Annotated in this window: 11 protein-coding genes; 2 read left to right on the forward strand and 9 right to left on the reverse strand. The window is 63.3% G+C overall.

Annotated features, from left to right (window positions below):
• Positions 1 to 59: 59 nt before the first annotated feature.
• From B7G66_RS17720 to hpnA, 8 genes are all read right to left on the reverse strand, one after another.
• Entirely contained in the window at positions 60 to 206 is a 147-nt protein-coding gene (locus tag B7G66_RS17720) for a hypothetical protein (RefSeq protein ID WP_155116134.1), read from the reverse strand.
• A 338-nt stretch (positions 207 to 544) separates the two neighbouring features.
• The gene (locus B7G66_RS01060; protein ID WP_003616593.1) at positions 545 to 1,240 is read right to left on the reverse strand and encodes a phosphorylase family protein; all 696 of its coding nucleotides are present in this window, start codon (positions 1,238 to 1,240) and stop codon (positions 545 to 547) included.
• A gap of 2 nt (positions 1,241 to 1,242) precedes the next feature.
• A complete protein-coding gene (gene shc, locus B7G66_RS01065; RefSeq protein WP_080545483.1) occupies positions 1,243 to 3,279 on the reverse strand; it encodes a squalene--hopene cyclase in 2,037 nt (678 codons plus the stop codon).
• Between the two features lie 160 nt (positions 3,280 to 3,439).
• Positions 3,440 to 4,738 (reverse strand): hydroxysqualene dehydroxylase HpnE, encoded by a 1,299-nt coding sequence (hpnE, locus tag B7G66_RS01070; protein ID WP_003616596.1) that lies wholly within the window; start codon positions 4,736 to 4,738, stop codon positions 3,440 to 3,442.
• Positions 4,739 to 4,742: 4 nt separating this feature from the next.
• Positions 4,743 to 5,639: a presqualene diphosphate synthase HpnD gene (gene hpnD, locus B7G66_RS01075; RefSeq protein WP_003616598.1), complete on the reverse strand. Its 897-nt coding sequence runs from the start codon at positions 5,637 to 5,639 to the stop codon at positions 4,743 to 4,745.
• A gap of 100 nt (positions 5,640 to 5,739) precedes the next feature.
• Positions 5,740 to 6,606 carry a squalene synthase HpnC gene (hpnC, locus tag B7G66_RS01080; RefSeq protein WP_003616600.1) on the reverse strand — a complete coding sequence of 289 codons (867 nt, stop codon included), beginning with the start codon at positions 6,604 to 6,606 and terminating at the stop codon, positions 5,740 to 5,742.
• Positions 6,603 to 7,838, reverse strand: coding sequence for a glycosyltransferase (locus tag B7G66_RS01085; protein WP_040511179.1), 1,236 nt, complete (start codon positions 7,836 to 7,838; stop codon positions 6,603 to 6,605). Before B7G66_RS01085 ends, hpnC begins: the two co-directional genes overlap by 4 nt.
• Positions 7,839 to 7,848: 10 nt before the next feature.
• Positions 7,849 to 8,844: a hopanoid-associated sugar epimerase gene (hpnA, locus tag B7G66_RS01090; RefSeq protein WP_003616603.1), complete on the reverse strand. Its 996-nt coding sequence runs from the start codon at positions 8,842 to 8,844 to the stop codon at positions 7,849 to 7,851.
• A 189-nt stretch (positions 8,845 to 9,033) separates the two neighbouring features.
• Between hpnA and B7G66_RS01095 the strand changes: the two genes are divergently transcribed.
• The gene (locus B7G66_RS01095) at positions 9,034 to 10,104 is read left to right on the forward strand and encodes a lysylphosphatidylglycerol synthase domain-containing protein (protein WP_003616605.1); all 1,071 of its coding nucleotides are present in this window, start codon (positions 9,034 to 9,036) and stop codon (positions 10,102 to 10,104) included.
• Positions 10,105 to 10,143: 39 nt separating this feature from the next.
• Complete coding sequence (locus tag B7G66_RS01100; RefSeq protein WP_003616607.1) at positions 10,144 to 11,052, forward strand: prephenate dehydrogenase/arogenate dehydrogenase family protein; 909 nt, start codon at positions 10,144 to 10,146, stop codon at positions 11,050 to 11,052.
• 3 nt (positions 11,053 to 11,055) lie between these two features.
• Here the strand turns inward: B7G66_RS01100 and B7G66_RS18325 are convergent.
• Positions 11,056 to 11,259 (reverse strand): hypothetical protein (locus tag B7G66_RS18325; protein WP_206778178.1); only part of this gene is annotated, 204 nt, incomplete at its 5' end.

Raw genomic sequence — 11,259 nt, forward strand, 5'->3', positions numbered from 1 at the left:
CTTTCCCGACACCCACCGACATCCTATCGACTATCGACCCTGCGACACATTGACGCGAATCAATTCCGCATCGCCGCCGCTGCATCGCGAACGTGCGGCATCAGCGCCGGATTGCTGTCATTCTTTGAAACATAGCGCAAAAACAGCGGGATATTCCACAGATGGCTGATGCCCGGTACCTGCATGGGAACACACATGTCGCCCATGCATGGTGACACACCCTCTACAAGGGCGCAGCCCTTGACCCGCCCAAAGGGCATCGCCCTTTGAAAACCGGCCATTCAGAGGTTTTTAAAAAAGGAAGACCCCATAACTTACTGAAATATTATAAGTTTTTTAGTGAAGCTTTCCCCGAAAAGCTTCAAAAAGAGTGTCATCTTCTTAAAGATTTCTTGAAAACCAATCATTGATAGAAAATCAGAAAAGTTTTTGGGTGCCGCCTTTTTTTAAAAAGGCGGCATCTTCTGAAGCTTTTTGGAAAAAGCTTCACCAAAAACCTTTATGATTTTCAAACCACCTCTTTAAAGACAAAGAAGGCAGCATATCATTCGGGGTCAAACCGCCGCCGCAACATGGCGCGCGCGGCCTTGCGGGCCATACCCGCATCCCGTCCCACTTCGATCAGGGCCGGGATCTGCCCCGGATGGGCCAGCACATTGCGCAGGATCGCGCCCAGTGCGATCCCCCCGCCCGGCTGCAACGCCACCACGGCGGCGGGGGGCAAGGTGCGGTCCGCCGGGTCGCACACGACACGCAGGACCGCAAACGCAACCTTGCGCTCGGAACACAGCGTCGCCACCACGCCACTTTCCATGTCCAGCCCTTCGCACCCGCTCTGCGCGAACAGTTCGGCTTTCTCCTGCCGGTCGGAGACGATCACATCACTGTGTAGCAGATCCCCGCGCTGCACCGTCCGCAGCCCCTGCCCCAGCCAGTCGGAAAAGGCCGGATCGGTGGGGATACGCGCCCCATCGACCACAACATGACGTGGCAACAGGACAATCCCCGGATACAGCGCCGGGTCCAGACCCGCGGCCAGCCCGAACGACAGAACCGCATCCACCCCGGACGTCAGCAGGATGGAGGTCGCACGCCGTGCGCCATCAAGCGTCGCGCCACTGATGCCAAAGCGCGCGGCGGGGAAGAACGGGCGGATCAGGGCGGCCTCCGCCTCCATCCCGACCACGATCCCAAGACGGGTGAAGGGCACCACAACCGTGGCCTGCATGCTGTTATCCATAATCAGAATCCATACCCCACGCGGCCACTATTGCTGTTTTGCAGGTTGCGATAGCGCGACAGCGCCATCAGCGGAAAAAACTGTCGGTAGCCATGATACCGCAGGTAAAACACCTTGGGAAAACCGACGGCATTATACGGCTCTTCGGCCCACTCGCCGTCCGTACCCTGCGTCCGGGCCAGATACGCCACACCGCGCGCAACCGCCGCATCATCCTTCAGGCCCGCAGCCATCATGCCCAGCACGGCCCATGCGGTCTGCGACGGCAGGCTCTGGCCATATTCACCATGGGGGCCACCTTCGTAGGATTCACATCCCTCACCCCAGCCACCATCCGCGCGTTGCCTGCACCGCAGCCAGTCTGTGGCGCGGACGACCATCGGGTCGTCCTTCGCCACATTCGCCGCGTTCAGCGCACACAGCACCGACCAAGTGCCATAGATGTAATTGGTGCCCCAGCGGCCGAACCATGACCCGTCCGCCTCCTGCTCCGTGCGCAGGTAATCAAGACCGCGTTCGATGCACGGGCGATCCACACCATGGCCAAGCTGCGCAAGGAAGGAAATGCAACGCGCCGTCACATCGGCGGTCGGCGGGTCAAGCAGCGCCCCATGATCGGCGAAAGGAATGTGGTTGAGCACATCAAGGTCGTTATCAATGTCAAACGCCCCCCAACCGCCATTGCTGCTTTGCATGCCAATGATCCAGTGGCGTGCGCGCTCCAGCGCTTCGGCATTGGCCGGATCGCCCGCACGGTGCAGCAGCATGCCCACCACCGCCGTGTCGTCCACGTCGGGGTAGTAGTCATTGTTGTACTGGAATGCCCAGCCACCGGGCTTCACATCCGGGCAGTTCATCGCCCAGTCACCCTTGACGTCAAGGATCTGGCGTCCACGCAGCCATTGGGCAGCCTTCGCCAGCTTCTCCTTCGTCGCCTGTGGTGCAATGCCATCAGGACCGGTGGCGGATTCGATCATGGCGTGCCCCGCAAGGCCAGTGTCCCATATGGGGGACGCGCAGGGCTGGCAATAGGTTTCCCTGCCCTGATTGACCAGCAGGCGCTGCACCGCTTCCCACGCTGTCGCGGCGCGGGGGTCGGTATCGGGCACACCCAGTGCGCGGAACATCATGACGGTATTGGCCATGGCGGGATAGATCGCGCCCAGCCCATCCACGCCATTAAGGCGTTTTTCAACGAAGTCCACGGCGGCACGGATCGCACGACGGCGCGTTTTACGCGGGAAAAAACGTTCCGCTGGATGCAGTACCCTGTCCAGATACTGAAACACATGCCCCCAGCGGGAACGGTACGGCCCCCGGACCCAATCGCGCACCCTGTCGGGCGGGGTTACGAACAGTTCGGGGATATGGACACCGCGCGGGTTCAGCGCACAGGGCCGCACGGCCCCCAGCACCAGCAGGGGCGCGATGACCGTCCGCGACCAGTACGACATGTTCCATACCGAAAACAGCGCCTTGCGCGGCATCAGCATCAGTTCGACCGGCATGGCGGGCGCGGCGTGCCATGGCACCTCCCCAAACAGCGCAAGCTGCAGGCGGGTGAACACGTTGGTGCGTTCGGCACCACCATGATGCAGGATTGCCGCCCGGGCACGGATCATGTGCGGGGCATTGATGTCGTCGCCAATGGCCTTGAGGGCAAAATACGCCTTGACCGACGCGGAAAGGTCGAACCTGCCATTTTCATACAGGGGCCAACCACCATGCGCGCCCTGGATACGACGCAGATAGATGCCAATCCGCTTTTCCAGCGCCGGGTCGATCCGATCAAGGAAATGTTCGAGCAAGACATATTCAGCCGGAATGGTGGCGTCCGCCTCCAGAGGGAAAACCCAGTGGCCGTCTTCCTTCTGTCGCTGTCCCAACGCGGCCTGCGCACGGGTGACGGCCGCATCAAGGTCCGCCGCCGCCAATGGCGCATCAGGTCTGACCACCTTTGTGGCGGTGCGCCTGCGTGTCGTCGTGGTCTTGCGGGCCGGGGCCTTGCGGGTCGTCGTCGTTTCAGGTTTCTGCGCCATAATCCCATATTCCCCCATTATCCGGCGGGGGCCTGTTCCAGATTCAAAGAAATTTCCGGTGTGGCCTTCTGAAACACGCGTCAAAAGACGTCATATTTTTGGAAAAAGGCCGCACCCGAAAATTTTTCTCTTTATCAAGCAGCTATTTTCAAACAGCCGTTCATGCACCGTGGCGCTGCCGGACGGCCTGCGCCGCGGCAACACCAGAACGGATCGCACCCTCGATCGTGGCGGGCAGGCCGGTTTCCGTCCAGTCCCCGGCCAGCATCAGGTTGGGCAACATCGTGCGCGTGGCGGGCCGCAGCCGATCCTGCGCCGGGGTTGCGGCGAAGGTCGCGCGCTTTTCACGCACGATGCGCATCGGCGGCATGTCCACCGGCAGGGCCATCGTCAACGCGGGGTCGAGGGCTGCGCGCACCTCCCCCCAGATGGTGCGGGCCAGGGCGTCGGTGTCATATGCGGCATAACGGTTGGCGGCGCTGACGGTCACAGACAGGATGTGCCCCTTGATGAACACCCATTCGCTGATCCCCCCCACCAGACCGATAAAGCGCGCCTGCGCCAGCGCACCGGTCGCCACGGGCACATAAGGCATGGCGAAATGCGCGTTCACGATGGCCTCGAACTGGTCCGGGGCGCTGAACCCGGGAAGCTGCCCCTCCAGCAGGGAGGCCGCGACCGGTGCAGGCGTTGCCATGATCACCGCGTCCCCCGGACCAATGGCGATATCCTGCCCCGTTGCGCGCAGCATGGTGACGCGCCCGTCCCCGGCCTCCACCGCACTGATACGCACGCCGGTCTGGACCTGTGCCTTCATCAGCGCGAGGTGCGACAGCGCCGGATCAACGAAACTTTCGGACAGCCCGTCCTGCGGGAAGCGTGGCAGGCAATGCCGCCCCCCCTGCGCCAGGCTTTCACGCACCACCGCGCCCAGCAATGCCGCACTGCCAACGTCGGGCATGGTGTTGAGGACGGAAATCGCAAACGGTTCCAGCAGGCGCGACGACAGCGCACCGGGCATCAGGCAGTCCGACACCACGATATCGGGGGCTGCCTCCATCAGGCGCATCAGGCTGCGCAGTTCCCCCAGCCGCATGCCCGGCACACGGCGCCGGCGCGACAGCACCCACAACGGAACCTTCCCGCGCGACAGGTCCAGCGTCCAGCGCGCACGGTCCGCAAGGTCGATGAAGGGGAAGACCGGGCGTGACGGCCCCGTCAACGTATCCTGCGCGCCAATCAGCCCAAGATAGCGGTTGACCGCCCGATTGCCCGACAGCAGCAGGTGGTTGCCATTGTCGATGCGACAGCCAAGATGTTTGTCCACATATGAACGCGCCCGCCCGCCACAGGCCGGTCCGGCCTCGTACACCGTGACGCGTTCCCCGGCACCCGCCAGTTCAACAGCCGCCGACAGGCCCGCAAGGCCGCCGCCGACGATATGGATATGTCCGCTCATGCGTTCAGGCCACCAGCGCGCGGGCTGCAATCAGCAGCTTGCGCGGGCGCGACAGCGAAACACGGTGCGACAGGTCGCGCCACCCATGGCGTTCCTGCGCGGACAGGATCGCGGCATAGGTCGCGCCCATCACGCGCGCGGGGCGCATGGCCCGGCGGTTGCACCGGCGCATCGCGGCATCCGCGGCGCGGAAATGGTCACGTGCCCGTCCCGCCAGAATGCGTCCCACCGCATCCAGCCCCGCCGCATGGCATGCCCCCTGCGGGGTCAGCGGCACATCGAAACGCGACAGCAGTTCAGCAGGCAGGTACAGCCGCCCGATCCGCGCGTCCTCCGCCACGTCACGCAGGATATTGGTAATCTGCAACGCACGGCCAAGGTGATAGGCCACCTTGTCCGCCTCGGCCGAGGCATCGCCGAACACACGCACAGACAGACGCCCCACGGCAGAGGCGACACGATCGCAATACAGGTCAAACGTCGCCTCGTCCGGGGCGACGATGGGGCCACGCGCATCCATTTCCATGCCGTCGATCACGGCATTGAAATCCTCCTGCCGCAGACCGAACATACGGATGGTGGACAGAAGTACACGATCCAGCGCATCGTCCGCCTGTCCCGCATACAGCCGCGCGATACGTGCCCGCCATGCATCAAGCCGGTCGCATTTGTCCCGGGCTTCGCCTTCGTCATCGGCCACGTCATCCACCAGGCGACAGAAGGCATACACGGCATACATCCCATACCGCCGGTCCGGCGGCAGGATCTGCATACCCTTGCCAAAGGACGTGCCCGACGCCGTTACCACCGCCTCGACCTGCATCAGGTCCGTGGGGTCGCATCCCAGTGGGGCCGTGCCATGTGGGGTCGTGCCATCATGCCGCGCGCGCAAAAAAACCATCCCCGCGTTTTCCGTTCCATCCAAGGTTCACAATGTCTGCCGGACGTTCTTTAACGGCAATTACCCTAACGGCAAAATCCGCCTGCCGACACGCGCGGCATCAGCGGCGGATGACACGCAGCGCACCGCCCATCGCCGCCAGCATGTCGCCACGCGACAGCTTGACCCGCCCCGCCAGCGGGTCCTCACGCCGCAGGCGGGCGGCAAGACGCTTTGACAGGCCAACGATCACCGCACATTCCATGCGCATACGCCGGTCATGCACCAGCGCGGGCAGGCGGGATGCTTCGTCATTGAGGCGGTCCACTCCGTCCAGCATCGCGTCGAACACACGGCGCAGGGCAGGCAGGGCATAGGGGCCATACAGATCCTCCACCTGCGCGCCCTCGCGCGCCATCCATTCGCGCGGCAGGTAACAACGATCGAGCGCACGCAGGTCATCCGCACAATCCTGCAGGTGGTTGATGACCTGCAACGCCGTGCATAACGCATCGGACGGACCTGCCGTCTCCGGCCCCTCACCATGCAGCGCCAGCAGGAACCGCCCCACCGGATTGGCGGAATAGCGGCAGTATTCCAACAGTTCGTCCCACGTGTCGTACCGGTTCTTGACCGCATCCTGACGGAAGGCGACGATCAGGTCGGTTGCGGTTTCAACCGGCACGCCCGTACGCGCAAACATCTCGCGCACCCTTGCCGCCGTCTGTGCATCGGGACGGGCGGGGGCGGCCACGGTGCCGCGCACCACACCCTCCATGGCATCAAGGCGGTCGATCTTCGCCTGCGGGTCAAGCTTCGTGCTGTCCACGATATCGTCGATGACACGGGCAAAATCATAATAGGCATGGACATGCGGACGCTGGTCGCGGCTGATCAGCAGGGAGCCGACAGGAAAATTCTCATCCCCCGCCCCCTTGCCAGACGAAACGTCCTCGCTTCCCCATGCGTCGTGTTCGGCTTTACTCACCCTATGTCATCCCCTGTCATTGTCCTGTTCATGACCGCACCACCGGCTTCGGGATGGGTATAGGTCGAAATCGCCCCATCGGCATCGGTATAGGCACGGCTTTTCCACACCACGCCCCGCCCCCGATGGTGATTGATGGCCGACCCGATGGTCGCCAGTGTATAAAAACCCGCCACAACCGGCAGCAACAGCGCCCATGCGGGCATCAGGTTGAACCGGCGCAGCGTGGGGGTGTACGACGCCATCGACATAACCCACGCCGCAGCCCCCAACAGGCAGGCCGCGCCATGGGTAAACAGGGCAAGTTCCATCGGCACGATCCACACCACGATCATCCCGATCACCGTCGCAAGCAGCCTCCACGGCGAATATCGCAGTTGCACATATGCCGTGCGCGCCACCATGCGCCAGATATCATGCGGGTGGGGATAGGGCCGGATGGAACGGGCAAGGCAGCTATGCCCCAGATAGATCTTCCCGCCCCCATGCTTGATACGCGCGGCAAGCGTGCAATCGTCGATCAGTGCGCCGCGCAGGCTGTCGATCCCGCCAATCCGTGCAAGCGCCGTCCGACGCACAAGAATTGTCCCACCGGCGGCCCCGGCGGTTTTGCTGCGCGGATCGTTGACGCTGGCGAAGGGATAGAGCAGGGCAAAGAAAAAGACGAAGGCCGGGACCAGCATGCGTTCGGCGGGACTGACGCAGTGGAGCTGCACCATTTCCGACACCTGATCGAGGCCGCCCCCCTCCGCCCGGGCCACAAGGGTGGAGACATGGCGCGCATCATGGGTGATGTCCGCATCCGTCAGCAGGACGAACCCATCGGTCGCGGGACACAGGCGCGCGACCTCCGCCATGCCCTGGCTTACAGCCCACAGCTTACCGCTCCACCCCGCGGGGCGGGGCCTGCCGGTCACGACCGTCAGGCGTTTTTTCGGATCGGCCACCTTGCGCGCCAGTCGTCCCGTCCCATCGGTGCTGCCATCATCAACGACGATGACATGCAACCGCCCCGGATAATCCTGCGCCAGCAGGGACGAAAGACATTGCGTGATCGCCGCGGCCTCATCACGCGCGGGCACCACGACACAGACGTCGGGGCATCGCCTGCGGTCAAGCTGCCTGCCCCCCACCGGGGCAAGGATCGGGCCAGCCTGCCAGAAACGCCCGTGGAAGAAGATCAGCCATCCCCATATGGCCAGCGCCAGCCCCGCAATGGCGATAAGCAGCATGCCGCGGACCTCAATCCAGCATACCATGCTGGCGGAACCAGTCGATGGCGTCCTTTACGGCGTCCCGCGCGGGACGGGGGGAATAGCCCAGTTCCCGGATCGCCTTGTCAGAGGAAAAGAACATCTTCTTGTGCGACATCGCCAGCATTTCGCGCGTGACGCGCGGGGCGATGCCGAACATGCGCGACAGCCATTCGCTGACGATCGCAACGGGCCAGATCACCGCCTGTGGCAGGCGGACGCGCGGGGGCGCCACCCCGGCAAGTTCCGCCGTCATCGCAAACAGGTCGCGCAGAAGGTAATTCTGCCCGCCCAGGATATATTTCTCCCCCACGCGCCCACGTTCCAGCGCCAGCGCATGCCCTTCGGCCACGTCATCAACATGAACGATATTCACACCCGTATCGACATAGGCAGGCATCCGCCCCGCGGCACAGTCGAGGATCATCTGCCCCGTGGGCGTGGGCTTGATGTCGCGCGGGCCGACAGGGGTGGAGGGATTGACGATCACGGCAGGCAGCGCACGTTCATGGACCAGGCGCAGGACTTCCTGCTCCGCGCGGTATTTGGAACGCTTGTAGATCCCGATCACGCCATGTTCATGGACCGGCGTTTCCTCATCGCACACCGTACCGTCCCCGATCAGGCCAAGCGCCGCAACGGAGGAACAGTAGACGATCTTTTCCACGCCCGCGCGCTGCGCCGCAAGCATGAGCTGGCGTGTCCCCTCCACATTGGCGATCATCATGGGGACGGGATCGGGCACCCACAGGCGGTAATCCGCGGCCACATGAAACACATACCGGCACCCGCGCACCGCAGCGTCAAAGGTGGACGGGGTGGACAGGTCCCCTTCCACCAGTTCGCATGGCAGGTCGCGCAGGTTGGTGAGATCACTGCCCTTGCGCACCATAAGGCGCAGCGAATGGCCACGTTCCAGCAGGTTGCGGGCGACAGCAGAGCCGACAAAACCGGTTGCACCGGTGACGAGCGTTGGGGCAGTCATGACCTGAACGAGCACTCCGTGACAGAATTCAAGATTGCGATACGGACTCGCAACCAGCAAGAAGTACCATTTATCCCGACACCTCGCGGTGGCGCCAGACCCTGTCGTGGTGTAAGTCAGGCGCGCACTGTCACTTCGGGCGGACATTGCGACCGCTTTTCGGCTTAACAGACGCATTACGGATCTTTCTTGAGAAAGCTTACCATCCTGCTGGCCTTCCTTGGCCTGGCCTTCCTTACCGGTTGCACGGCGTGGCTTGGCGCGGGCTCCGTCATGAAGGCGATCGTGTCGATCGGCTTCGTCGGATTCATGGCAACCGTGCTGGCGCAGCTTGCAGTCGATGCAATACTGGGTCTTGCATGGCACGCGGCTTGTCGTGACATTTCCGTCCGGCAACTGCTGGTATCGCGCATGATCCGTGATGCGGCGGCGTCATGCCTGCCCTTCTCCCAGCTTGGGGGGATGGTGATCGGCATCCGCGCGACCTGTTCAAGCCACCTGTTCGCGGGACGTCGCGGACGCACCATCAGCGGGCCGGAAGCCGCGTGCGCGAACCTGGTGGACATCACGACAGAGGTGATGGGCCAGATCCTGTTCATCCTCACCGCCGTGCTGTGCCTTGTCGCCCACCAGCAATCCAGCCCCTTCGCCAAGCCGGTGATCATCGGTCTTGTGTTGCTAACGATGGGAATTGGCGGCTTCATCTGGACACAACAGCACGGGGGGTCGCTGCTCAAGCGTGCGGGCCGCATGCTGGGCCATAACATGGCGACGCAGTGGCAGGATGCGATGATGAGCAGCGCCGACAGCCTGCAGGAACGTTTTGACGAGATCTGGTCGCACCCGCGCCGCATCGCAGAGGCCGCGTTCCTGCACTATCTGGGCTGGCTGGGCAGTGCGGGCACGATCTGGGTTGCGTATTATTTCCTTGGCGCGAAGCTCAGCTTCAGCGGCGCGATCGCCATCGAGGGCGTGGCCTGCGGTATCATGTCCGTCTCATTCCTTGTCCCCGCCGGGCTGGGCGTGCAGGAAGCGGCCTATATCGCGCTGGGTTCGGCCTTTGGCATTGCGCCGTCCGTCTCGCTTGGGCTGTCACTGCTGCGACGCGGGCGTGAACTGGTGATCGGCATCCCGATGCTGCTGGGATGGCAGGCCATGGAAATGCGTGGCCTGCGCACGACGCCGCAGGCCACGCCCCCCGACGCCACGGACGCCGCCCCCGTCGCAACCCCGTCCACCACCACCCCACCGGGCGAATAACCCGCCCCCATCCCCGCACAGCTTTGACCCGGTGCCGCCATGACCGCCACGCCATTCGTCCCCCCCCTGTTTGACAAGCTGGTCATCATTGGACCGGGCCTGATCGGTTCGTCCATCCTGCGCCGTGCGATGATGGACCGTGACATTGCGCGTGAAATCGTCGCCAGCGATATCGACCCGAAGGTCTGTGCGCGCGTGCGTGAACTCGGCATTGCCGACCAGGTGGAGCCCGACGCCACACAGGCGGTGCGGGATGCGGACTGCGTGATCCTGTGCGTGCCGGTGGGCGTGATTGGCGAGGTCGCGGCACAGGTCGTCCCGGCCATGAAACCCGGCGCGATCCTGAGCGAGGTGGGATCGACCAAGGTTTCGGTCATCAACGCCGTACTGCCCGCGCTGGCGTCACGCCCCGATATCGCCTTCGTCCCCGCGCACCCGATGGCGGGGACGGAATATTCCGGCCCCGACGCGGGGTTTCCCAGCCTGTTTGAAAACCGCTGGTGCCTGCTTCTGCCGTTGCAGGACACGCCCGCCGATGCGGTGGCGCGGATTTGCGCCATGTGGGAGGCGATGGGCGCGCGCCTGCGCACCATGACGCCCGAACATCATGACCGGGTGTGCGCCATCGTCAGCCACCTGCCGCACCTGCTGGCGTTCACCATCTGCGGCACGGCGGATGACCTGGCGGATGAAACACGTTCCGAAGTGCTGGATTTCGCGGCATCGGGCTTTCGCGATTTCACCCGCATCGCGGCGTCCGACCCGACGATGTGGCGTGACATCTTCCTGAACAACCGCGAAGCACTGCTGGAGATGCTTGAACGTTTCATGACCGACGCACAGGTCATGGCCGACGCCATCCGCAGGGGCGACGACACGATCATCGTCGATCGCATCGCACGCGGGCGCGCCATCCGGCGCACCCTCATTGAAAACCATCAGGCCTGATCGTCAGGGCTGATCATCAGGGCTGCGGCCCCTTCTGGCTGTTTCGTAAAAATACTGCCGGTCACAGGGCAGAAAGAAGAGGTTTGGGGGCAGGAGGCTTGAGAGACTGTCTGGAAAGTCACCCTCGATAACATACTGAAATCCTAAAGGTTTTTTGTGAAGATTTTTCCAAAAAGCTTCGAAAGACGCCGCCTTTTTGAAAAAAGG

This window comes from Novacetimonas hansenii JCM 7643 (genome assembly GCF_000964405.1).
GTDB lineage: Bacteria > Pseudomonadota > Alphaproteobacteria > Acetobacterales > Acetobacteraceae > Novacetimonas > Novacetimonas hansenii.